Raw genomic sequence first — 23,733 nt, 5'->3', positions numbered from 1 at the left:
ACCAGAGCGTTCGTCGGATCGATGGTCAGGGTTGATCCGCTGATCGCAATCCGGTTGCTGCTCGCGACATTGAACGCCTCGACCACAGGGCCAGTTGCAGACCCGCTCCGGATCTCGACCGTGCCGCTGCCGCGCTGGATGGCCTCGGAGAAGGTGACGACAACATTGCTGCCTACCGCCACATTGATCGCGCCATCGGTCGGCGAGAAGCCTGTGGCGACCGGTGCAGCGGTGTCCGTAGGCGGCACCGTGGCAAAGTCATAGGTGCTGGTTCCGGCAAAATCATTGCCGGCGAGGTCTTCGATAGCACCGGGGTTGATGACCACGAAATAGGTCGTGCCTTGAACCAGAGCGTTCGTCGGATCGATGGTCAGGGTTGATCCGCTGATCGCAATCCGGTTGCTGCTCGCGACATTGAACGCCTCGACCACGGGGCCAGTTGCAGACCCGCTCCGGATCTCGACCGTGCCGCTGCCGCGCTGGATGGCCTCGGAGAAGGTGACGACAACATTGCTGCCTACCGCCACATTGACCGCGCCGTCGGTCGGCGAGAAGCTTGTGATCGTGGGCGGGGTGCCATCGAGTAGCGAGGCAACCGTCCGATCGCCATCAAGGAAGCGCAGGTTCTCGATACCGATGAGCCGGTCTTTGCCAAACGCGGCGCTGGACATGAAGATATCCGAGCCTTCCAGGGTGAGCTGGGCATCGGCGAAATTGACATTGAAGACAGCAGTATCATTGCCAAGACCGCCGTCGAGGACGTCATCGCCGGTGCCGCCGGAAAGGACGTCGTCGCCTCCTCCACCGATGAGAATATCATTGCCCCCGTTACCGACCAGCGAGTTTGCGACACCGTTGCCGATGATCTGATCGTCACGATCGCCACCGACAGCATTCTCAATGACAGTCCCACGCGCGATATTCATGTTACCGATGCTGCCGCCAACGTTGGAAAAGGTTTCCTGGTTGAGGTTAATCAGCTGGTTCGCGGAGAAGCTTGAATAATTGAGAGTGTCGATCCCCCCATTGTCGAATATGACAAAGGCAAGCAAATTTCCTGCATTGTTGGTCGTGTCTGGGCTGATACCGTAGACTGTTCGACCAGTGTTGTTGCCTACACCATACGTATTGTCGCCTGTGCGAGTACCATTGTAGGTACCGTAAGCGGTCTGAATCGCAACAAGATCGCCGATCATCGGCGTGAGTGTGAACACCCGGCTGAAATTCTGGTTGGCAAAGAAGGTGTTTTCGTCCTGGCTGAAATAGGACATCAGCGTCGTGGCCCAGGAGTCGTTCAGGAAGGCCGCATCCTGCGGGTAGGTTGCGGTGCCGTTATAGGGGCCCGGGTGTCTCAGGCCGAGCGCATGACCGACTTCGTGAAGGTAGGTCTGGAAAGAGTAGCTATCGAGCGTGGTCCCGTACGTACTGATCCATTGCGTCGAAATATTCACAGTCGCGCTTGTGATGAACTGACCCGTCCGTATTGACGAAGCGAAAGCCCCCTCTTCGGTATCTTGGAACGTGATTTGAGCGCTACTTGAGACTTCTCTGAAGATAATCCCGGTTGCATCACTCCATAGTTCAAGTGCTGCGCGGGCAAGAAACTGACCGCCAGCATCGAGCGATGTAATGTTGACAGTCAGCGTGCCGCCTGCCGAAACATTGAAGCGCCTCAGGTCAGCTGGGCTGCCATTGGTCCCGTAAAGCAGCTGCGCTGCAATTTGATCATTACTAAACTCTGCGAGTGGCGCCGCGGCTTGGGCCGAAACCTTATAAGCGCCTTGCTGGCCATCGGCCCAACCGCGCACATCCAAATAGAATGTCCCGCTCGAAGTGGCGGTAAATTTGATGCTGGAATACATGCCATTGCTGTCATCGTTAAAGGCAAGCACCCCACCATTGGCATTCCGAAGCGTTAGCGTCGTATCGACATCAGAGCCGCCCGCGGTCGAGCTCGTGAAGAACTCGTAGGCCTGGCCCGCCACGAGAGTGACCGCATACCAATCACGGTCGCCCGCTTGCTCAAGTTGAGCGACGATTGACGGACCACCCACGACAAGCGCCGCACTGGTCGATGCATTGGCTGCCTCGGCATCGACGACTGGGCGCGAACTCGACAGGTAGTAAGCCCCGGTCGCGCCCCCAAAACCAGAAACCTCGAGAAAATATTTGCCAGAGGTCGAGGCGGTGAATGTAATCTCTGAATATGCCAATCCTGCTTGCGAGTTGGCATCATCATTGGTCGTTATGACATTGCCATTGACATCGCGCAAAGTGAGGATGCTGTCCGACAGCCCGCCGGCCGGGAGAAGCGTGTTGAAGGTATAGGTTTCGCCACTGACGAGTTCGATACTGAACCAATCACTATCGCCAGATGTTTCAAGCACATCATTGACAGAAAAGCCTGGTGTTACTTTTCCGCTTGTTCCGACACCGTTGATCGTATCTTGATATTCGGAATTTTGCTTGCCCGCGGCCAGCTCAATCCCAACACTTCCGGCTTTAACCATCGCGCCGCCGCAGCACGCAACGCAAGCACAGGCCTGATAGTGAATTGCCTTGCCGAGCACGCTCTCCGGATCAGCGGTTTGCACATCCGCATGATTGGTGCTCGCCTGATATGGGCCGGCGATGCCGACTGGGTCCCGCAAATTCACAACCAACCTATCCTTCAAAACGAACGCCTGAAAACTTGGGCGGCAGGGTTACTGCTTGTTCATCATATCCGCCGCCGCTCTCGCCAGGCGATCCAAGTCACTCAAGTTCAGAGCTCGGTCCATGACATCGACCGCGACCTCAAAATAATCTTCTGTTTTTCCATGGTCTTTGGAGATCAGCACCGCAGTTATCGTCCCACTTTCTTCTATGCTCAGGCTCACTGTAAAAGTGTGTTGATCAACGGCGTCATCCAATGCGTTGAACAGGCTTTGCTTGAATTTTCGGCAAATCTGGTCCGCGCTTGCCTGTTCGGCCAGATATTCTGCCCCTTTGACAAAGCAGGTCTCGTCTTGTGCCCCATTCATGACTGCAGCTTGTAGCGTAGCAAGTGCGACAGTTCGAAACCGTATCTTCCTTTTACTTTGTACGAGCACCACAAACTCCCTGGCTTGCCATGTAAACGCATGGCCCAACTATCAATAGCGAACCGACAGCAATTGGAAATGTGGTCCGCTCGGAGTTCAGAAAGAAGCCTCGGAAAAATAAACACTTTTCAATTTCCTCTCGGCCGCCGTCCTTGATGTTCACAACAGCCTGATAGTATTTCGATTTTGTATGAAGCGAAAGTAAACTCGAGAGCGATTTTTCGTTCTCCTGCCCTCGGCGAAGCGGGCGGCCTGCGGCATGATTCACGACATCCGGACGGTGTTCATTGGAACCCAGAAGGATCTGTTGTCGTCAATGCCTGCTTCGGACCGTACGGTTGGGGTGTCTGGAAGGAGTGCGACGGTCCCGCCTATGTCCCGGCCTGCGACACGGCACCCATCATCTCCTCAGCCGGGGCGTTGGGCTTCACGCCGTGGATCGGCTTCTACAAAGGATACTGGGCAATTCTCATCATCGGGGAGGCCCACGACAATCAGCTATCAGGCCGACGGACATGACGAAGCTAGGCACATAAGGAGACAACCACCCTCATTCAGTCTTCCTTGGCAGGCAAGGTATGCAGCAGGCCTTGCGTAAAACCTCGCGGCGCGACCGACATGTGGTCCTCATCGGCGAGAACGTCGGCCCGAAGTTTCAGTCCTCGATAGCCCCGGGACCGCAAAATGTCTGCAAAGGCCCGATTGTCGGCCACCATATCGACTTCCTGATGATAGCGCTTGTCTCCGGTCCGCAGCGCTTCAAATTCACCGACATACAGATAGACGTCGGCATTGATCGCGCGCTGTTGATCCAGCAGCCCCAGCGCTTCTCGCAACAAGTATTTCTGATCGTACCAGAATGACGGGCTGCCAAGGATGTAGGCATCAAACATCTCTGGTTCTGTCAGCAGGATTTGCGCGCCGAGGAGACCACCATAGGAGTGGCCGACATACACACGCTTGTCCGCTTGTGTGCGCCATTGGCCATCGACGAATGGGATGACCACATCTCGTATGTAGTTGCGATAACGCAGCGATTCACCGTGCCTTGCAGTGGACGGCGCGTCCGAGGCTCCCTTGGCTGTCGGTGTGTAGTCGCGTCTTCGGCTTACCATGGGATCTTGCCCTTTTTCATAGGACAGTCCCACGGTGATGAATTCTTCGACTTGCGGTTGCGCACCGTTCAGTCGTCGGCCGATCAGTCGCAGCATCGGGAAACCGTAATCCGCATCCGTCACGTACACGGTCGGATATCTTCGCTGGGGCTGCTGCTCGTAGCTTGGCGGAAGGCTCACGAATATCTGATAGGGGATTTGGCTTGCCGGATCCGTTAGGTCGAAAACCCGGGTGCCAAGAATTTCGTATGGATGTCCTTGCGCGCGCTGGCTCGTCACGGTCGCAGCAGAATTGCTATCGGCTTGCGACGATTCCGCGCCGGAGCAAGAGGCCACGAATATGGCGCTAGCCGCCATTACTTTCGCAAAATGCACATTTTCCCCCTGCAAATCATCTAGAGCCGATCAGCGATCGCGCTGCTCAAAAATAAGACCTAGTCGGAAGTGCCAATCGCCCGTGCGCGCTGCTTTTCGGATGAGCCGAAGAGTCTACAGGGTGACGAAAGAGATGCCTCTGGCTGAGCTCACTGCGCTCGAATGCCCGCCTAACTTTTGTAGTCGGCCGGTTCAGGAACGCTGGCGCCACTTTGGCAGCTCTTGGCATCTCCCCTTGATCATGATGCCTCATGCACTCCTGCGGGCTAAACGGAAATTTGATAAGCCGCGAGCCGCTCATAGAATGGCAGAGCTGCATCGGCGATGCGCTGGAGGTGCGCGGGCAAAGACGGCAGATCGGAGCCGGATTGCACCGCAAAGCCGGTGCTTTGCTCGACCGAGGCGTACCAAGCCGGCGCCCAGACGCCGTCGCTCGCCCTCCGGCCCTTGGGCCAGTGAAGCATGTTCGGGTCGAACGGGATGGCAAGGGCCGTGCACAGGCGGCGCAACACGCCTTCCGGATCGCGCAGCAACGCGTCGCTATCGACCACCGGAGGCGCCGCGCCGGTCTGGTGCGCGAACCTGTCGAACAGTTCCACCTGACGCACCAGGCCGATATCGGCCAGCGCCACATCCTCGCGCTTGGCGACATAGGAGTTCAGCACCCGGGCGGGTGCGCGGATCAGGAAAGCGTGACGGAAATCCGCTGTCCAGTCGAGGCCAAATTCTGGCAGCATGTGATGGGTCATATGCTTCTGGTACCAGACCGCCGGATCGCCCTTGCCCGCCGCCTTTGGCAACGGCCCCGCCAGTTGCGCCGCGACTTCCCGCCAGTCATTCGGCTGCGAGGCCAGCACCTCGTCCTGCATCGGATGAACCAGCCCCGTCGTCGCCAGATAGGCGGCATAGAAGGGCTCGTCGCTGACCACGCAGTCGGCCCGGTTTTCAAAGGCGCGCATCATCGCGGTCGAAAGGTTGCGCGGGCCTGACCACATGGCGATCCGGATCGTCATACTATTGCGTGCTCCTCGGCATAGGCATCCTTCAGCCGTTCATAGGCCTGCGCGATGGCGGTGGTGACAGGCCCGGGCGAGGCGGGCAAGGCGTGGTCATTGATGCTGCCGGCAGGGGTGACCCCGCCCATGGTGCCGGTGACGAACACCTCGTCGGCGGCGAGCAGATGCTCTGCCTCCCAGTCGCCTTGCCGCAGCGGCGCCGCCCCGTCCCGGCACAGCGCGATCACGTTGCCCCGGGTAATGCCGTTGAAGCAGAAATGGTCGCGCGAGGTGAACACCGTGCCATCTTTCACCCAGAACAGGTTGGTCGCATTGCAGCTTGCCACGAAGCCGCGATGGTCAAGCATGATCGCCTCGTCCGCCCCTGTGTCCATCACGTCGAGCAGCGCGCGGATGTAATTCAACCGGCTGTGGGTGTTGAGATGCATGTCGAAGATCTCGGGCGGCGAGGTGCGGATCGAGGACATCGCAAGCGCCAGCGGCCGCGCCGCGGCCGGGCGCCGTTTGAACTCGGCGGTGACCGCGATGGTGGACCTGCCAGTCGTGAAGCGCGGATCCTGATTGATTGTCGCCTTGCGCCCGCGCGTCACCATCAGGCGCAGATGCGCCCCGTCCTCCATCCCGTTGGCGCGCAGGAGCTCCCTCAGGCTGGCGGTCAGTTCCGCGCGTGTCATGCCGATGTCGATGCGCAATGCGGCGGCGCCTTGATAAAGGCGATCGAGATGGGCTTCGAGAAACAGCAGCGCGCCCCTGTGCAGGCGCAGGCCTTCCCAAACCCCGTCACCCAGCCCGAACCCGGCGTCGAACAGCGAAACCTGCGCTTCCCGCGCCGGCACCAGCTGGCCGTCGAGCAGCGCAAGCACGGCGTCGTTGCGGGGATCGGGGGTAAAGTCCTGACTGCCGGGCATAGGCTGGTTTCTCTCGCGGTTTTCGGCCCGGGGTCTATCGGTCATTCAGGCGCGGAACAATCCGGCGTGCGTGCGGTGCGTGATGAAACGGGCACTGAACGGCTCGTAATGCAGGGATCAACGGCCGCCCGGCAAAGCTCGCGGGGGGCTCCTAAATGACGGTCGGGAATGGCCGGGTATGGCAAAACTGGGCGTTCGGGAAACCGTCCACGTACGACGGCTACGCCTATCGCTTCTTCTGGGGCGTGGGCTTCACCGATTACCAGATCCGCGCATGGCTGTGCGCCTTTCCGGTGGTGCTCTTCATGGCGCCTTTCGGCAGCTATATCATGCACAAGCTCAACGTCGAATGGATGCTGCGCGGGATCGTGGCGCTCAACATTTTCCAGATGTTCTGCCTCAACCTTAAAAGCCCGTGCTGGGAGAAACTCTTCCGGTCTACCGGCTTTTGCACCGCGCTATTCGCAATCTTCTGGTTTTCGCGCTCGCATCGCACGGCAGACTGAAAGAAAATAGCTGGGTTTCGGATCAAGCCCGGGACGGGGGAAAGTGCGAATGGGAGAGCGCCTTGTAACCTTAGCAACCCCCACCAGCGAAAGGCACCGCGACACCCTCTCGCGAAAGACCCGACCGATGAAGAAGATTCTCCTTCTGGCGACCACTCATATCGCCGTGCTTGCCTTGGGCTTTGGTCTCGGGGTCTATTTCCTCCCCATCCTCGTCGCCCAGCGCGCGCCCGATGCTGCCGCGCTCGCCCGTGCGGCGAAGAACGCGACCTACACCGCAACCTTCAAGAAAGACCTGCCGGGCAGCGACGCGGTGCACTGGGGCACGGGCACAATTAGCGTGACTCAGCAGCGGATCGTCCATCAGGGAGAGCTTGCACCGGGACCGGACTACAGGATCTACCTCGCGCCCACCTATGTCGACACCGACGAAGGATTCCGCGCAATCAAGGCGCAGTCGGTGCCATTGGGCGCGATCAAGAGCTACCATGGCTTCATCACGCAAGTGCCCGCCGGGGTCGACATCGAAAAGTACAACACGGTGGTGATCTGGTGCGAGGCTTTCGGCAAGCTCATCACCGCGGGGAAATACAGGTAACGCTATACCCAGTCCCGAACTTGACCCGCTCACGCGCGATCCTGAAACCAGCTGCGCAGCTATTGCGCTCCTCAACCCGACACCTGACATTCCGCTGTCGATCAGAGCCGGTCATTCGTGACTGGCAGGTTGAGCGTCAAGCGTTACCAAAAGCCGTCGTTCAGTTTCCGCGATCGCGCAACGGCCGGTGTTCGCTAGCATTCAGAACAGCGGCTTTCGTCGCTTGGGCGCCGGCGAGAGGCAGCGATACGTGAAGTCTCGTAGGCCTTCGGTGGACCAGTTGCGGCCCGACCTACCTCGGCCGCGCCTGACGTAACCGATAGAAGATCCCGCTCTCGTCATATCCGGTCAGTTCCAGCACTCCGCTCACCGTGAACACGCGCGTCTCGCTGGTTGGGAAGGCCGTATCGGCATAGACCTCGATGAACTGGTTGGGCGCAGCATGGAAGTGGAAGGGGCAGCCGGGGGGATAGCCGAGCAACACGAAATGCTTCTGGGTGCGCCCCGCGGAAAGCGGCATCATCCACCCGGCAACAGTGATACGCTTGCCGGCGAGCGCCTTCACCTGTGGTGTGAATTTCGGCTTGGAAACGATGAAGCCCTTGGCATCGGTGCGCGTGGTCTCGCCGGTCGCTTCAAGCACCTTCCACGATACCCCGCCCTTTGGCGTTGCGGCGGGCTTCCACACGTCCTCGACCGCGCGGCCGGCTTTGTAGTCGGGGGCCTGCCTTTCGGCATAGGTTCGCACGGCTGCATCGATAAGAGCCGGGCTGCGCTTGGTTCCCTGTACTGCGGCAGCAATCGTATGGCCCACGTTGACGCTGATCACCGCAGCAAGCATCAGCAGGGTCGCCTTCCAGCTCATTTCGGCAAGATCCTTTCGGTTCATCGTCAACTGGCCCGCGCGAGCACACGGGCGGGATCGAGGCGGTAAACGGCAAGCGCGGGGATCAGCGCGGCGAGTGCGCCAATGCCGACAACCGCAGCCGCCAGCACCGCTTCGGCAGGCAGCGGAGTCCAGGCGGCGAGACCGAGTTCGGCCAGCGCCGGGAAGTTCGCGCGAGCGAGCATGATCAGCCCGTGCGCCGTGATCCACCCCAGCCCAGTCCCGACCAGCGCGGTCAGCACGCCTTCGAGCAGCACGGTGCCGAACACCTGCGCGCGGCTCGCACCCATGACGCGCAACAGCGCGAGATCGCCCTCACGGCTGCGCACCATCCCGACCAGCGCGACCAGAATCGCAAGGCCGCCGGTCGCCGCCAGCAGCCAAGCGAACACCCTGAGGCCTTCAAGGCTCGCGCCAAGCAGGTCGAGCAGCCGCGCAGTCTCGGTCGCGGGAACGGCGGCCTGCAACGCGCTCTGGCGGTTGATCATCGTCGGCACCCGCATCGCGCCGGCGGCACTGCGATAGGTGACGAGCAACGCGGTCAACTCGGATTCGAGCGACTCCCGCCCGGTCGCCATCTTGTGTTCGTGGTGATCGTGCTCTTCACCATCCTCGTGGCGCTCACCCGTCTGGTGATGCTCGTCGATCCCATGGACCTGCCACACGCTTTCGACGCTTGTGAGGATCAGGCGATCCGCCACGCCGCCGGTCGGGGCAAGGATGCCCACGGTCGTGAATGGCGCATGATCGTGGCCCTGTTCTTGGCCTTCTTCCTCGACGAGCCCGTGGCTGCCGATGAACTTCTGCCCGACTTCGGCCCCCGTCGCGCGCGCGACCTCCGCGCCGAGCACCGCTTCCATCGGCGCGTCAAAGCTGCGGCCTCTGGCGGTCGTGAGGCCGTAGAGCGCCGCGAACCCGGCATCCGTGCCGACAATCCGGTAGCCACGGAAGTTGTCACCCAGCGCCAGCGGCACCACCCGCGCAACGCTGGGATCGCGTTCAAGCGCAATGCGCGCTTCGAGCGGGATGTTGCCGGTCGGCTGGTCGACATGGAAGATACTCGAGAGGATCAGCTGCAACGGCGATCCCTTGGCGCCGACCACCAGATCCACGCCTTGCGCATCGCGGTCAAACCGCTCGCTGGCCTGCGCGCTCACCTGCACCAGCAACACCAGCATCGCGACCGCGATGGCGAGCAGCAGCAGATTGAGTGCGGTAGTCAGCGGCCGGTCGCGCAGATAGGCGAGAGCGAGGCCGATCATACCGCGAGCTGCCCTTCTTGCAATGTCAGGGTGCGCGGAAAATGCGGCCGTAGGCGATCGTCGTGCGTGGCAACGATCAGGGTCGCACCGGTCTCCTCGGCAAGCTCGATTAACAGTGCGGCCACCCGCGTGGCATTGCCGTGATCGAGCGCCGAGGTCGGCTCGTCAGCGACGAGGATCGCAGGGCGCACCACGAGCGCGCGGGCGATGGCGGCGCGCTGCGCTTCGCCTTGGCTGAGCTGGTGCGGGCGCGCGTCGGCGCGGTGAACGATGCCAAGCCGATCAAGCATGCGGTCGATAGCGGGCTTGTCGGTGCTCCCGGTTTGAAGCTTTTGGGCGAGCGTGAGGTTGGCGCGCAGGCTCAGCGCCGAGACAAGCCGCAGGGTCTGGAATACAATCCCGAAATGGCGGCGGCGCAGGGTGTCAGCCGCCGTGGTGGAGCGCGAAGAGACCATTGTCGCGCCGTCCAGCGTGACCACGCCATGATCCGGACGTTGAAGCCCGCAAAGACAGTTGAGCAGCGTTGACTTGCCCGATCCCGACGGCCCTAGCAGTAGCAGGCGCTCGCCCGGTGCGGCGTTGAAGTTTACGCCCGAAAGGACGTCGCGGCCCGCATAGGCCTTGGCTAAGTCGCGAACGGCGATATCCATGGGCTTACTTGAAGACGGACTTGTCCTCGAAACCGATCGGGCCGTTGCCGTCATCGGCTTCCCACGCCTTGGACTCGCGCTGTTCCTTGCGTTCGGCGTCGGGCGTATCGCGATCGCTTCGGGGGGCAGGTTTACCGCTGTCGGTTGGCGCTTTCTGCGGCGAACGCTGATCGGGTTCGACCGCGGGTCCGGTCGGATAGCGCACGAAGGGGTTGTAGCGGTGCATGCCCGGCAAACCGTCGAGATCGCAGGCCGATACCGGGGCCGCAAGGGTTAGCGCAGCGATCCCGAGGGATGCCGAAACGAGATGGTTGATGCGGTGTGGGGTGAGCATGATTGAATGATATACCATACCATGAATCGAGTCCACAATACCAGGTCATGGTCATTCTGAGGCAGGGTGACGATGATCCCGCATCGCCATCCAATGGCCGAACAGCAGCAACGTAGCACCGGCAACCGTCATCTCCTGTTCGAACACCTCGCCCTCTACGAACAACCCGCTTAACAGCAGAGCGAAGGCGGCGGCCACCAGCGCAATCCGTCCAGGCTCCGGTGTTCCGCGTAACAATACGGGGCCGCTCACCAGCATGACTGGCAGTATCAAAGCAGCGTGCACCCATTCATTATGGCGCAACGCCTCGGGCAAGGCGGCATGCATCACCATCGGCAGGCTCGCCAGCAACCATGGAAGCGCGATGCAGTGCATGAGGCACAGGGTCGACAGCCCCTATGCCAAGTCGGTGCATTCGTCTGTCTCCGGTCGTTGCGTAGCTAGCCATTGGTCGGTGATGCCCTTGCGTGATGTTACAATATCACATAAGTGCAGCGCGGTGGTTTGCAACAACCAAAGTTTCGAGGCTTCATGATGCGCAAAGATGGCGACGCCCGCCTGCCCGCCACAGCGCTTTCCGGCTTTCTCGGGGCCGGAAAATCCACGCTCCTCGACCCCATCCTTGCCAATTGCGGGGGCAAACGCGGGGCAGCGACCGAAACCCCCTCTCGCCCGCATGCGCCCGTACCGCAATGAGCGGGCAGGAGGTCTTTTTCGCCGACCCCGATTTTGCCGCGCGTTACAGCGAGGGGCCGCCGCGCTTTGTGCCGGGCCACCACGATATGCTGCGGATGGCTACGATGCTGCTGGCAGAGGACGCGCCTCGCGATGCCGCAGTGCTGGTCGTGGGTGTTGGCGGAGGAATCGAGGTGCGACACTTTGCCGAAGCTCACGCGGGATGGCGTTTCGCCGGCGTCGACCCTTCGGCGCAGATGTTGGCGGTGGCGCGGAGCATGCTTGCCGAGCAAGCCTGGCGCTGCGATCTGATTGAGGGCACCGTCGAAGCGGCTTCGCTGGGCCCCTTCGATGCCGCCTCTTGCCTTCTGACGCTCCACTTGATCCCGGACGGCGCCAAGCTCGCCACGCTGCGAGCGATCCGCGCGCGCCTGCGACCGGGTGCGCCGTTCGTGATCGTCGATCATTGCCTCGACAAGGCCGATCCGCAATTCGAGCGCAGGCTTGATCGCTACGCCCGCTTCGCACTCGACTCCGGCGCACCGCCCGAGGACGTCAGGCGGGCCTGCGAGGGCATCCGCCAATCCGTCCCCATGATCAGCCGCGCGCGCGAAGAGGCGCTGCTGGAGCAGTCCGGGTTTCGCGACGCCGAGATTTTCTACGCTGGCCTGCTGTGGACCGGATGGACGGCCCGCGCGTGACCAGGAACAGGTCCAGAGCAACGGCGCTGATGTTGCCCGCAGTCGCATGTGCGATGCCCCTCGCGGCCCAGGACGTCCCGGCGGAGCTTGCGCCTGCGGCGCCAACGCCCGCGCCTGCATCGACCGAAACCTATCCGCGCGCCTTTTTTGACCGCTTCTACCCTCAGACCGCGCTCGAACTGCTGCAACGCGTGCCGGGCTTCAGCCTTGATGCCGGGGCCGAATTGCGCGGCTTTGCAGGCGCGGCGGGCAATGTGCTGGTCGATGGCGAGCGGCCGACGATCAAGTCGGGCGGGCTCGAGGATTTCCTTCGCCGCATCCCGGCCAATGCGGTCGAGCGGATCGAAGTGACCCGCGGCGCTCAGCGTGCCGGGGAAACTGCCGGGCAAAGCCTCGTCGCCAACGTCATCCGCAAGCCGCAGAGCTTTGCGGGCACTTGGTCGGGCGAGCTCGAACGCAACCCTGCCGGCCTTGTCTATCCCCGCGGCGAAGTATCGTTCACCGCGCCGCTCGGAGCGTGGTCGACCACTACCAAGGTCAACGCTTTCTGGGAACAGTTCACCTTCGACAATATTGATCGCATCCGCCGCGATGCTGCGGCGGCGCTGGTCTCATTCGACGAGGAAACGCTACCCTCGACCTTGCGCGATGCCTTCATCGCCACCGAGGCGCAACGCTTGGTGGCGGGCGGGACGCTGACCATCAATGCCCGCTTCGGCAACAGCCGCTTCTATCAGGAGACAGGCCGTGACGGTTTTCTGGGTCGTCTGCCCGATGGCGGTCCGGCCGACCGGCGCAGCGACATCCGCTTCGATTCCGAGTTCTGGGCGGGCGAATTGAGCGCCGATTGGACCGGCAGGGTCTCGCAAGGCTGGGTGCTCAAGCTGCTGGCGCTCGGCTCATTCGAGGATGGCGAGCAGAGTTCCGCCAATGTCGTGGCCGAGCCGCCGGGGGCTGCGCCCGTGATCAACCGCTTCGCTTCGCAAGATCTGCCGATCGAGGTGCTGACCCGCGCCACCATCGGCAAGCTCGAAGGCAGCCTGCGGCCCGAATTCGGGATCGAGACGGCCTACAACCGGCTGGACTCACGCATCGCGCTCGAAGTCGAGGATGCGAGCGGCGTGCGGCCCATCGCTCTGCCCGCGTCGGACGTAAGGGTGGCCGAAGTGCGGGGCGAGACCTTCGGCAACCTGGTCTGGGTTGTCGCCCCGCGCTGGACGGTGGAGGCGGGGCTCGCGGCGGAGCTTTCGAAGCTCACCGTCAGCGGCGATGCGGCGGGGGGCAACGAGTTCTTTTTCGTGAAGCCTTCGCTGGCGGTGACCTTTCAATCCTCTGACGCGCTGCAACTGCGCGCCGCGCTGCGTCGCTCCGTCGGACAGCTCGATTTCGGAGATTTCGCCGCCTCCGCCAACGCCGAGGATGATCGCTTGCTGGCGGGCAATCCCGATCTCGGCCCCGACAAGACCTGGCGCGCCAGCCTCACGGGCGACCTTCGGCTGAAGGGCGGCTACGCGCTCAACGTGCAGGCTTTCCACGAATGGCGCACGGATGTGCTCGAACAGATTGTCCTGCCAAGCGGGGTTCCCGGCCTCGCCAATGCCGGTTCGGCGCGGGTGTGGGGCATCGAAAGCGAGGCGGCGGTGCCGTTGACCGGCCTTATCAAGGGCGGGCTTCTGGAAGTGTCGGCCGACTTCCGCGATGCGGCTTTCACCGATCCGATCAGCGGACAAAGCCGCGTGGTCACCGATCTCACCAACCCCGAAATCACCATCGATTTCCGGCAGGACCTGACCGAAGCGCGCATCGCTTGGGGCGGGCGCTACGAGCCAGCATTGCGCACCACCACCTTCTTCGCCAATGAGGAAATCATCGACCGGCGCGGACGGCGTCTGACCGCCTTTGTCGAGACCACGCGCTTTTTCGGCGTAAAAATGCAGCTCGAAGTCCGCAATATCGGCCAGACCCGCTTCCCGCGCGACCGCCAGCTCTTCGCGCCGGATCGCAGCGGGGCCTTTATCGGCTCGGAGGAGCTCGACCGAGAACGCGGCGAATTCGTGAAGTTTACGATTTCGGACCAATTCTGACGAGCGCGCTCGGCGTGGATCAGAAGCCCGCGGTCGGCAGAGCGATGGTCACCACCGGGTCACCCGCCTCAACCAAAGGGCCGGTGATATGGTAAAGCGCTTAGCCGTTGACCGGAGAGAACAGCCGCTCAACCTCCTTGCCGTATAGTCACATATCCTGCCGACAAGCTCGCCCTTGGCCAACATGCGCGGGAGCGGGCAGCTCTCGGGATCGAGCTCAGGTCCCGCTGATGATCGCAGGTGGATGGAAAGGTGAATGGCGGTTTCTCCTCCAACGTCCGGAGCAGAGATCGCCAATGATACACGATGACATGGCCAATTCCCTGCGCTAATGGCGCTTCCGCAATGACCAGCCTTCGCGCCTTGACCCGCAGAAATGCCCGGCTGACGCTGGTGCTGCTGGCGCTTGTGCTCGCAGTGAAGGCACTGGTGCCGGCGGGCTTCATGGTCGCGCCAGCGGGCGAGCGGTTTCTGACGGTGACGATCTGTTCGGACGCCACCGGCGTGCCCAAGCAAATGCAGATCGCCATCCCCGACAAGCCTGACGCTGGCGGCGATCATGCCGAGGCCGCCGACAAGGGCCAGCCATGCGCATTCTCCGGGCTTGGCCATGCGCTGCTGAGCGGCGCCGATCCGGCCCTGTTGGCCGCTGCACTCGCTTTCATTCTGCTGATCTGGCTGGCGCCGCTGCCGGCCCTGCCCACCCGCGACATCCTGTTTCTGCGGCCGCCCCTGCGCGGACCGCCGACTCTTTTCGTCTGATCGCTGCGGTTCGCGACCTAGCCTGACCGGCTGACCCGCGAACCGTAATAGCTCATCGATCCGGCGTGTCCGGATCGCTGGCGCTGTGCCCTCGCAGGGCCATGCGCCGACGGAAATTCAGGATAAAACCATGCAATTCAATACCGTAAAGCGCGCTCTGCTAGGCGCGACCATGCTTGCCGCCAGCGCAGGCGCTTTCCACGCACCCTTGCAGGCCCAAGGCATCGGCCAGCGGCAGGACGAGATCATCGTCACCGCCAGCCTTCAGGGCACCCCCACCGCACCCACCCCGGAAGCCGCCCGGCAGGAGCTGGAGCGCGTCCCCGGCGCCACCGGCCTGGTCGAGGACGAGGGCTTTGCCGATATCTTCGCGCAATCGATCGGCGATGTGCTGGAACTGACCCCCGGCGTCTTCGCCGACACCAGCGCCCAGCGCGAAAGTCGCATTTCGGTGCGCGGCTCGGGCCTCAATTCCAGCTTCGAGCGTCGCGGGCTCACGGTGCTGCGCGACGGGGTGCCAATCAGCCGCGCATCGGGCGCGACCGAGTTTCAGGAGGTCGACCCGCTGACCGTGCGCTATCTTGAGGTGTACAAGGGTGCCAACGGCCTGCGCTTCGGCGCGGCGTCACTGGGGGGCGCAGTAAACATCGTTAGCCCCACTGGCCGCACCGCGCGTGCTCCAATCGTCCTGCGCGCCGAGGGCGGCAGTTTCTCGACTTTCCGCGCCAATGCCTCCCTCGCGGGCAAGAGCAGCGATGTTGATTACTGGGGCGGCGTCACCGGCCTCACTAGCGACGGCTATCGCGAACACAGCGAAGTGCGCAGCCTCTATGGCCACGCGAACCTTGGTTGGCGGGTGTCCGACACTGTCGAAACGCGCTTTTACGCCACGGCTCTGTCGGACAATTTCGAGCTGGCGGGCTCGCTTCGGCTGGCCGATGCGTTCGCCAATCCGCGCGCGGCGGGCCGACCTGTGACAGCGGGGCCCGTGGTGATCGATCCCGGCCCGGTCGCGGATGATTGGGACCGCAATCTTGATGTCTACCGCATCTCCAACCTGACTGTCATCGACCTTGGCGGCGCCAATCTGGAACTGGGTGCCTGGTATTCGCGCCGCAATCTCGATCATGCGATTACCCGCTTTGCCGGAATCATCGTGCAGGGCGAGGACGAGGTCGGGGCATCGGCGCGGGTGTCTGGCGCATTGCCCTTCCTCGCCGATCAAAGCCGCTGGCAGCTGGTCGTAATCTATGCATCGGCGAGCAACGACGCCAAGACCTTCGCCAACAACTCGGGTGAGCGCGGCGCACTCCGCACCCGCTCGGATCAAGATGCGGACACGCTGACGGTCTATGGTCAGGCCGATTTGGGCCTTACTGACACCGTCACAGTGATCGCTGGCGGGCAATATGCGCGGGCGACCCGCGATGTGACCGCGATCCTCAATGCCGTTACGGGCCGCGGGGCGTATGACCAGTTCAACCCGCGCGTCGGACTACTGGTGGATGCAGGCGCGGACATCCAGTTCTTCGGCAATATCAGCCGCAGCTTTGAGGCCCCCAGCCTTGCCGACCTCACTAGCGGCGGGGCCTTCCCCTTCGCGCCGCTCGACCCACAGCGCGCAACCGTGTTCGAAGTGGGCACGCGCGGGCAGGCGGGGATCGTCTCATGGGATATTGCGCTGTACCGCGCGGAGCTCGAGAACGAGTTTCTCGACCTTGCCGTGCCGGGCGCGCGCGGGCTGGTGACGGTCACCGCCAATGCTGATCAGACGGTGCATCAAGGCCTCGAATTCGGGATCGACCTGCGCCCGTTCAAGGAGGCGCTTGAAGCCAAGGGGCAAGCCCTGCGGTTGAGCGCGGCCTATACCCTCAACGACTTCAGCTTCGATGGAGATGCGGTCTATGGCGACAACCAGTTGGCGGGCGTTCCCCGCCATGTGCTGATTGCCGAGGCGCGGTTCGACAAGGTCGACCGGTTCTACCTCTCCACCACCCTGCGCTGGATTCCGGACGGTCCGTGGGCCGACTACGCCAACACCGAAAGAGCGCCCGGCTACGAGACCGTCCAGATCACCGCCGGGGTGACCCTGACCGAAGGCATAGAGCTGTTCGGATCGGTCGAGAACCTGTTCGATACGGTGTTCATCTCCAACGTCACCACCAACGCCAACCAGCGCCTTACCAACGAGGCGATCTACACCCCCGGACAAGGGCGCGCCGTGTTCGGCGGCCTGCGTGCGAAGTTCTGAGGGAGGCTGCGATGAGCGTGAAGACCAAGACCGCGCGCTGGTCATACTCCAAGCACCAGTGGCTGGGGCTGATCGGCGGGATCAGCCTCCTGGTGTGGGGCCTCTCCGGCCTCACCCATATTGCGATGGTCCTGTTCGGCCCGCAGCAGGCACAGTTCATGCCGCCTGCTGCGTCGGTCGAACTCGAAGGGGCGCGGCCGATTGCAGAGACTTTGGCGCAGCAGGGTATCGGTGAGGCGGTGGCGGTGAAAACCGTTCCCGCCGCAGGTGGCGGCGTGCTGTGGCAGGTGACCGGCGATCCACTGACCGCGCGGCGCTACTTCCGCCCCGACAATGGGAGCGAGGTCGCAGGCGGTGACCGGGCGCAGGCCGAGTTTCTCGCCCGGCATTACCTCGCCACGGACCGCGCGATAACCTCGGCCAAGCTCCAAACGGAGTTTGATGCTGACTATCCGTGGGTCAATCGCCTGCTCCCGGTGTGGAAGTTGGAATTCTCTGGGGACGACGGGTTAACCGCCTACGTCCACACGGAGACTTCCAGTCTGGCAGCGGTGAACAACACCACCAAGAACCGCCTGCAATCGGTGTTCCGCGCGCTGCATACATGGGAGTGGGTGCCGCCGGGGATGGACTGGCTGCGAGTGGTAGTGATCGCTCTGATGGTCGGGAGCCTGCTGGCGCTCGGCCTCACCGGGATTGCCATGCTGGTGACGGTGCGTCGCAAGAAGCGCCTGCCGGGCGCGCGGGGCTGGCACCGGATCGCGGGCTATGTTCTGGCGCTGCCGCTGATCATGTTCTCGGCTTCGGGGATCTACCACCTGATCCAGTCGGCCATGGTTCCGCCGCAGAGCAATCTCGCGATGGGCAAGCCGGTGAATGTCGCGAGCGGGAAGTGGCCGATCGAGGCCGACTGGTCGCTGATCGCCAAGGAGCGCGATATCGCCTCGGTCGCCTTGGTCGAGGGGGCGGCGGGCCAGCCGCTCTATCGCATCGGCCTTGCGCCGCCCAAGGGCAGCATGGGCAGAGGCGAGCATGACCATGGCCCGGCCAAGGCTCCAGCGGAACATGGCATGGAAGGGCACGATCATGCGGCAATGATGGCCGCACAGGCTGCGGCCAAGGTGCCGACCACCGACGCTGAAATCCGCGAGGCACGGTTCGCCGGGATCAAGCCGGATGGCCCGGCGATCTACCTCGAAGCGGCGACCGGCAAGTTGGTGGCATCAGGGGACAAAGACCTCGCCCGCGCCATCGCCCGGCGCTTCACCGGCGCGCCCGACAGTGCCGTGACAGGGGTGGAGCTGGTCACCCGCTTCAGCCACGAATACGACTTCCGCAACAAGCGTCTGCCGGTGTGGCGGGTCGACTATGGGGCGCCGATCAGCGCCAGCCTGTTCGTGGATACCGGCGCAGGCGTGCTGGTTGATCGTGTGGCCGATAGAGAGAAGCCCGAGCGCTTGGTGTTCAGCTTCATCCATAAGTGGAACTTCCTCTTCCCGGTCGGGCGGCTCGCGCAGAACGTGCTGGTCGGTGCCTTCGCCATCGCGCTGATCGGCTTCATGGCGGTGCTGGGGTTGCGGATGGACCTCGTCCGCCGCCTTCGCGTGCGCCGTGATGGCCAGGGGCGGGAGGAACAATCAGGCACTGCATTCATCCACAAGTGAGACGCCGCACCCGGTCTGCCGCCATTCGCAACGGTCTTATGCGAATGGCGGCATTGGCGTCGATTTGAGAATGTCAGCTTTAGGCGACCAAACGGCTTAAGCCGACAAGCCGCTTTCAGGGCCACTTATGACCGCACCTGGGTGGAAACTTGCCGACCCGCGTGACACAGCGACGACCGGACCAGATTCAGCCCGCGTCAAACTCAAGGCGATGCTCAAGTGCAGCAAGGATTAAGCGGGCGCCTACATTGCGTGATGGCGGGCGATGGTCGCTTCGTCGAGTTTCAGGAAGCGCGCTGCATTGTTGTAGAGGATGTCGCGTTTCTGATCAGCGGTGAGGAACGGCGCGTCTTCGATCACCGCGATGCCGCGCTCCATCGTTTCCGGCCAAACCATCTGGTCGGAGCCGAACATGATGCGCTTGCCAAAGCCTGCATCGACCAGCGCGCCAAGGTAGCGGTAGAACGCGGGGCGCGGCTGTGTGTAAACAATCACGCCGGTATCGAGATAGACCTGCGGATGCGCGTAAAGCAGCGCCAGCGTGTCATCGAGCATCGGGAAACCGGCGTGCATGACATTCACGCGCAGCTTGGGGTGGCGCACCAGCACATCTTCCAGCAGCAACGGGCTCGACAGCCGCGCGCGGTAGCCCATGCCCGGCATGTAGGCGATGCCCGGAGGCCCCGGCCCCATGTGGATCGCCACCGGAATGTCGTTGGCTTCGGCAGCGGCCCATAGCGGCTCAAGCCGCGGGTCATCGGGAGCGATGCCTTCATATTGGAAGCCGAGTTCGCCCAGCACCGCGATGCGCCCATCCTGCTTGAGCTGGCCGAGTTCCGTCGCGAAATCGTCGGGGATGGGAAGATCGGGGGTGAGGCTCGGCATCACGCGATCAGGCGCGGCAGCGGCCCACGCCGACAGGATTTTGACCCGCCCGCTCACCACGCCGATGACGTTGTTACGCTCCATCACGTCGAGTGATCGGCGCATGACTTCTTCGGTGGTTTCGGGCGACCAGATCGGGTCAGCGCAAGGCGGGTTCTTGAAGGGAGTGATGAAGTTAGCGATCGTCGGCAGGCCGGTGTCCCAGGTCGGCATAGGGTCGATGGGAACGCACATCGCCATTGGCGGCGGGCCCTGATCGTCAGCGGCGAGCGCATGGACGTGCATGTCGATGATCGGCTCGCGCGCCGATGCGGCCGAGGAAATCATGATCGTCAGCGGCAATGCCAAACAACCGATCAACCTGAGAATGAGAATGCCTTCCTGCACGATTACCCCCCAAACCTCGGCCCACGCGCACGCTCGTGGCACAAGCCGATACCGCCCCCTTTACCCGTCGCGCCATTGGCACTGGATAATGATACCGTGTAGCCTCTTGTCCGGCGAGACACGCAAATGGCAAATGAATAATCGCATGGCGGAAAGCTGGGCCAAGCTCGAAGGCCATAAAAATTGCCTCTCACCTAATCGGCGTGGGTCAAAGTCTCGTGAAAGATATTCCAGTCGGACACGCCGCGCGGTCTGACCCGCTCGATAATCAGCTGCTGGCTGTGGGGCAGTTGCAGCCCCATGCGATGATGGAAGTGATGGAAACCAACCTCGAAGGTATCGAAGACGCGCTCGGTCGCCAACGGATTGGTGCAGATCCCCTGCATGTCGCCGGTCAGCAGTTGCTGCGACAAAAGCTCCATGGCCGCAACATAGCGGCTCGCCTGCCGGGCATAGACATCAACGCCTTGGTTCCAGGCAATCTCAGCTGAATGCAAGGCGGACGCGAGCGCATATTGCGCATGATGACCATTGTCGCGGCAGGTTTCCTGCGTCAGCCCGTCAACCCAGCGCACGGGGTGCGACCAGAAGGCACTGATATTGCCGCCATCGCCATCAATCGGGGGCGGCATGCTGTCTGATTGCAGATAGAAATAGGCCGCGCTGCGCCGTTCCAGTCGCGCGACGCCCAAATCGAATGCGGCGCGGTCTTCGTTGAAAACCGCGATGGCGAGCAAGGCGTTAACCTGGGTCAGATCGACATTGCCGTTCCAAGCGCTGGCCTGCATCAGATGCGGGTAGAAGCTGCGCCGGAACATCGCCTGCAAGGCCGTTGTCCGGCGCGCTGACCAACGCGGATGTTGCCGCATGATCTCCGCAGCCTCCCCCAGCAAGGACCCGAGCCACCCAGCTTGCAGCTTGTCCTGATCGGTCCCGCCAGTGAAACCGGAGAACCCAGCCCAACCATCAATCAGACGAAGCGCCTCCCGGCCATGCCGCTCCGATGCGGTTAGGCGCCAGACAAGCGCATGGGCATAAGTACTGATCGCAAGGCGCTTGGACGCTTCGGCCTCCGCATCAACGCGCGGGTCGATGTCCCCGATCGCGGTCATCTGCGGAACCGCGAGGTCCGACACCTCGTGCAGAGCGCTGGTCCACGGTTCCCGGCCAAGCATGACTTGCGCCGCAATATGGTCGAGACGCTCGGCACTGTTCATGGCGCCGGGGTGGACGAAGCCCCCATCCGCCCGTGCACCGATGGGCTGGACCAACAACAGCAGCGCGATTGAAGCACACCCGATGCGTGCAACTATGCCGCGCATCCTCGCCTTGTCGTGAGAATGCGATGACACGTGGCGTCCCCTCCAAACATGCCAACCTATCCCAGGCGGGACCTAAGAGGAGGATAGTGCCGCAGAGCACCTGCAGCTGCAACAATGCGCTGCCCATAACTCAAGGCTGTGCCTACGCGCTTCCCGAGATGCTGCGATCCTGAAGCCGGCGGACGTTGTCGAATGCGCGCTGGGATCGACGGTGTCATTATGGTTCGGAGGGGTGCTTTCCCCAATTGCCGGGACAAGCAGAGGGTGACATTTCTACCCGTTGTCAGTGGCTAGATCGCCGCATGGTCAACAACAGGGTTGGATGCAACGCCAATGAGGACTGTTCATCTTGCAGCGCAGGTAGCCTGTGTCAGAAAACAAGAACCAGCACGCCAAGCCAGAAGATCGTGCTGAAAGCGATCGCGATCATGATGCCCGAACCATGAGGGAGGCGCGTTACGCGGGATCTGGATCTGGGCCTGGCACTTGTCGCAAGATGCGGGGCGATAGTGGCCATGACGACCGAACCTCCGAAAGACGTTCGTCGCGTTAACTAATCTATATTACATTATCAACCTGCCATTATGACGAGGACGCTTTGCCTCAGCATAGCCCGACCTGCTCGTAAGGCAGACATTGTTGTTGCAAGTCAGCATCTTGTGGTCGCGAAAAACCACAGAGACAGGCGAAAATCAGCGCATCCGGTCAACCTGCGTCGCACCCGAACGCTCTGAAAATCCGATGCTTTCTATGCGCCCGTGATCTAGCTCCGGATATCCATAGATGACCGGATATGATCGACCACATAAGCGTGCAGCGCATGCTCGAAGCGTACGCCGAGGCGCCTGTTTTTGCTCCACATGACGGTCGCACCAATAGGGCCGATCGATCCGATGCGGATCGTCACCCGATCCCCTTGTGAATGCAGGCCGAGTTCATCGTATATCTGGCATCCGTCCTTCGAAAGATCATGAATTGTAACGGTGCTGGCGCCCTTGGCGGTTCGAAGCCGGCCAATGATGGATACGTCATGCCGCTCGGCCGACCGTTCGATGATCGGCCGTTCCGCCTCCGCTTGTGGACCTGCAGGTATCGTTGCATCCGTCTGGTTGGTCGCGGAGGAATCTTGTTCGGAAAGCAGCTCCCTCATTGCTGGCATCACCACATCAGCCGCACCGAGCTTGATCGGAGATTTAGCGTCCAGCCAGCAAGCCCACACCTCTCCCTTGCGGACAACGAAGAACAGACTGTCGTGGTCGTTTGCCATCGTATCTCACGCTAGACGAGACAGAGCCGAACTGACGGCTGGACTGTGACAGGACATTGCCTTTTCTGGCCTTTTCTCCGAAGCGCACTTTTGCGTAGCGGGTGAAAGTTTGTCCCAAAGGGTTGGCGGAGCAGGAGTCCGCCCAGAAAATACCTTATAGATCTGATTAAAATATCATTTTCTTACAGAAATAAGTGCTATTCCCACAAATCTTACCACACCTTGCTCAACTCTATCGCTGGAACGTGGCTTCGCTTTGGTTGCAGAATGCATCCTTAATGGCAGTCAAAGCTACCCCAGTGCCTTCAACGTGCCATATCTCTGGACGCGCTTTGATGTGCTTGATGACCACCGCGATAAGCTGGCCGATTGAAACTCCTTGCGGAAGCTCACACACGTAGGCCAGTTCTGGATCAGCCCACCCCGCTAGCCGGTCACGGCCAAGAATGCCCCGTATGTAGCCGTTGCAAATCAGGCGATTGACGTGCGCCTCGTCTACATCGCAGCTCTGCAAAACGTCGCCTGCCGTGGCAAAACTCACTCCCGCCTTTAGCGGCTCACCTTGAATAGATAGCACCCCGGCGAAAAGCACCGGTAGGATGCGCAAGCTTGTTGTTCCAGAAATCAGCACCATCGCCCCCTGTCGCCCCAACGCACGGCAAGCCCCTCGCCAACCAATTGCGCACCTATCGAGCGCCCTGAACGCGTCACCTTCACCAGCGTTCGCCCGTAGCGGTCCACCCCTTGCGAATGCAGCTCGAAACGCCCGGCGTTCATCAAAGCGGCTAGGCGATAAGTCGCCGCCTGTCCCAGCCTTGCTTCTGCCGTGCATCGCGGTTTGTTTACCTCTGGCGCGTCTATGTCCGCCAGCCGGTATTTGATGCGGTTATGCCAGAAGGTGTCCCCGTCCACCACGCATGTAACGCGCCTCCCTTTGCCGCAGATCGGAAAGCTCGGCTCATCCACCACAAGGGCGAGCGCAAACATTAGTTCAATCATGGT

At 61.9% G+C, this 23,733-nt stretch carries 23 protein-coding genes; 8 read left to right on the top strand and 15 right to left on the bottom strand.

Annotated features, from left to right (window positions below; genetic code table 11):
* From GVM20_RS14315 to GVM20_RS14295, 5 genes are all read right to left on the bottom strand, one after another.
* Window positions 1-2,657 (bottom strand): Ig-like domain-containing protein (locus tag GVM20_RS14315; protein ID WP_166547860.1); only part of this gene is annotated, 2,657 nt, incomplete at its 3' end.
* A 48-nt stretch (window positions 2,658-2,705) separates the two neighbouring features.
* Complete coding sequence (locus GVM20_RS14310; RefSeq protein ID WP_166547859.1) at window positions 2,706-3,023, bottom strand: hypothetical protein; 318 nt, start codon at window positions 3,021-3,023, stop codon at window positions 2,706-2,708.
* Window positions 3,024-3,637: 614 nt separating this feature from the next.
* On the bottom strand, window positions 3,638-4,555 hold the full coding sequence (locus GVM20_RS14305) for an alpha/beta hydrolase (protein ID WP_166547858.1): 918 nt from the start codon (window positions 4,553-4,555) through the stop codon (window positions 3,638-3,640).
* Between the two features lie 284 nt (window positions 4,556-4,839).
* Entirely contained in the window at window positions 4,840-5,586 is a 747-nt protein-coding gene (locus GVM20_RS14300; protein ID WP_199799630.1) for a sulfotransferase-like domain-containing protein, read from the bottom strand.
* Window positions 5,583-6,542, bottom strand: a complete 960-nt coding sequence (locus GVM20_RS14295) for an aminotransferase class IV (protein WP_199799629.1) — start codon at window positions 6,540-6,542, stop codon at window positions 5,583-5,585. Before GVM20_RS14295 ends, GVM20_RS14300 begins: the two co-directional genes overlap by 4 nt.
* Window positions 6,543-6,652: 110 nt before the next feature.
* On the opposite strand from GVM20_RS14295, the gene GVM20_RS14290 reads away from it, so the two are divergent.
* The gene (locus tag GVM20_RS14290) at window positions 6,653-7,003 is read left to right on the top strand and encodes a hypothetical protein (RefSeq protein WP_166547857.1); all 351 of its coding nucleotides are present in this window, start codon (window positions 6,653-6,655) and stop codon (window positions 7,001-7,003) included.
* Window positions 7,004-7,130: 127 nt separating this feature from the next.
* The gene (locus GVM20_RS14285) at window positions 7,131-7,601 is read left to right on the top strand and encodes a DM13 domain-containing protein (protein ID WP_166547856.1); all 471 of its coding nucleotides are present in this window, start codon (window positions 7,131-7,133) and stop codon (window positions 7,599-7,601) included.
* A 292-nt stretch (window positions 7,602-7,893) separates the two neighbouring features.
* Here GVM20_RS14285 and GVM20_RS14280 read toward each other — a convergent pair whose 3' ends face one another.
* The 5 genes from GVM20_RS14280 to GVM20_RS14260 are packed head-to-tail and all read right to left on the bottom strand — an operon-like array spanning window position 7,894 to window position 11,117.
* A complete protein-coding gene (locus tag GVM20_RS14280) occupies window positions 7,894-8,490 on the bottom strand; it encodes a DUF3299 domain-containing protein (RefSeq protein WP_234032034.1) in 597 nt (198 codons plus the stop codon).
* Window positions 8,491-8,492: 2 nt separating this feature from the next.
* Window positions 8,493-9,749, bottom strand: a complete 1,257-nt coding sequence (locus GVM20_RS14275; protein WP_166547855.1) for an ABC transporter permease — start codon at window positions 9,747-9,749, stop codon at window positions 8,493-8,495.
* Entirely contained in the window at window positions 9,746-10,399 is a 654-nt protein-coding gene (locus tag GVM20_RS14270) for an ABC transporter ATP-binding protein (protein ID WP_166547854.1), read from the bottom strand. The genes GVM20_RS14275 and GVM20_RS14270 overlap by 4 nt, the downstream gene beginning before the upstream one ends.
* 4 nt (window positions 10,400-10,403) lie before the next feature.
* Window positions 10,404-10,733, bottom strand: coding sequence for a hypothetical protein (locus GVM20_RS14265; protein ID WP_166547853.1), 330 nt, complete (start codon window positions 10,731-10,733; stop codon window positions 10,404-10,406).
* Window positions 10,734-10,784: 51 nt separating this feature from the next.
* Window positions 10,785-11,117, bottom strand: a complete 333-nt coding sequence (locus GVM20_RS14260; RefSeq protein ID WP_286166018.1) for a MerC domain-containing protein — start codon at window positions 11,115-11,117, stop codon at window positions 10,785-10,787.
* Window positions 11,118-11,264: 147 nt separating this feature from the next.
* Here GVM20_RS14260 and GVM20_RS14255 point away from each other — a divergent pair, with 147 nt between their 5' ends.
* From GVM20_RS14255 to GVM20_RS14230, 6 genes are all read left to right on the top strand, one after another.
* Window positions 11,265-11,429, top strand: a complete 165-nt coding sequence (locus GVM20_RS14255; RefSeq protein ID WP_166547851.1) for a GTP-binding protein — start codon at window positions 11,265-11,267, stop codon at window positions 11,427-11,429.
* The gene (locus GVM20_RS14250; protein ID WP_166547850.1) at window positions 11,426-12,109 is read left to right on the top strand and encodes a class I SAM-dependent methyltransferase; all 684 of its coding nucleotides are present in this window, start codon (window positions 11,426-11,428) and stop codon (window positions 12,107-12,109) included. Before GVM20_RS14255 ends, GVM20_RS14250 begins: the two co-directional genes overlap by 4 nt.
* A gap of 53 nt (window positions 12,110-12,162) precedes the next feature.
* Window positions 12,163-14,193: a TonB-dependent receptor domain-containing protein gene (locus GVM20_RS14245; protein ID WP_166547849.1), complete on the top strand. Its 2,031-nt coding sequence runs from the start codon at window positions 12,163-12,165 to the stop codon at window positions 14,191-14,193.
* Window positions 14,194-14,538: 345 nt separating this feature from the next.
* Window positions 14,539-14,955, top strand: coding sequence for a DUF2946 family protein (locus GVM20_RS14240; RefSeq protein ID WP_166547848.1), 417 nt, complete (start codon window positions 14,539-14,541; stop codon window positions 14,953-14,955).
* A gap of 130 nt (window positions 14,956-15,085) precedes the next feature.
* Window positions 15,086-17,206 carry a TonB-dependent receptor family protein gene (locus tag GVM20_RS14235; RefSeq protein WP_166547847.1) on the top strand — a complete coding sequence of 707 codons (2,121 nt, stop codon included), beginning with the start codon at window positions 15,086-15,088 and terminating at the stop codon, window positions 17,204-17,206.
* A gap of 11 nt (window positions 17,207-17,217) precedes the next feature.
* Complete coding sequence (locus GVM20_RS14230; RefSeq protein ID WP_166547846.1) at window positions 17,218-18,870, top strand: PepSY domain-containing protein; 1,653 nt, start codon at window positions 17,218-17,220, stop codon at window positions 18,868-18,870.
* Between the two features lie 243 nt (window positions 18,871-19,113).
* Here GVM20_RS14230 and GVM20_RS14225 read toward each other — a convergent pair whose 3' ends face one another.
* The 5 genes from GVM20_RS14225 to GVM20_RS14205 all read right to left on the bottom strand — a co-directional run bounded on the left by GVM20_RS14225 (window position 19,114) and on the right by GVM20_RS14205 (window position 23,730).
* Window positions 19,114-20,082: an amidohydrolase family protein gene (locus tag GVM20_RS14225; protein WP_166547845.1), complete on the bottom strand. Its 969-nt coding sequence runs from the start codon at window positions 20,080-20,082 to the stop codon at window positions 19,114-19,116.
* Between the two features lie 254 nt (window positions 20,083-20,336).
* Window positions 20,337-21,416, bottom strand: coding sequence for an alginate lyase family protein (locus GVM20_RS14220; protein WP_166547844.1), 1,080 nt, complete (start codon window positions 21,414-21,416; stop codon window positions 20,337-20,339).
* 811 nt (window positions 21,417-22,227) lie between these two features.
* Window positions 22,228-22,731, bottom strand: coding sequence for a PilZ domain-containing protein (locus GVM20_RS14215; RefSeq protein ID WP_166547843.1), 504 nt, complete (start codon window positions 22,729-22,731; stop codon window positions 22,228-22,230).
* A gap of 232 nt (window positions 22,732-22,963) precedes the next feature.
* Complete coding sequence (locus GVM20_RS14210) at window positions 22,964-23,365, bottom strand: Rap1a/Tai family immunity protein (protein ID WP_166547842.1); 402 nt, start codon at window positions 23,363-23,365, stop codon at window positions 22,964-22,966.
* Window positions 23,356-23,730, bottom strand: coding sequence for a thermonuclease family protein (locus GVM20_RS14205; protein WP_166547841.1), 375 nt, complete (start codon window positions 23,728-23,730; stop codon window positions 23,356-23,358). Before GVM20_RS14205 ends, GVM20_RS14210 begins: the two co-directional genes overlap by 10 nt.
* Between the last annotated feature and the right edge of the window lie 3 nt (window positions 23,731-23,733).

It is taken from the genome of Porphyrobacter sp. SLTP (genome assembly GCF_009905735.1).
GTDB lineage: Bacteria > Pseudomonadota > Alphaproteobacteria > Sphingomonadales > Sphingomonadaceae > Erythrobacter.
This window is presented reverse-complemented; position numbering and strand designations above follow the sequence as displayed.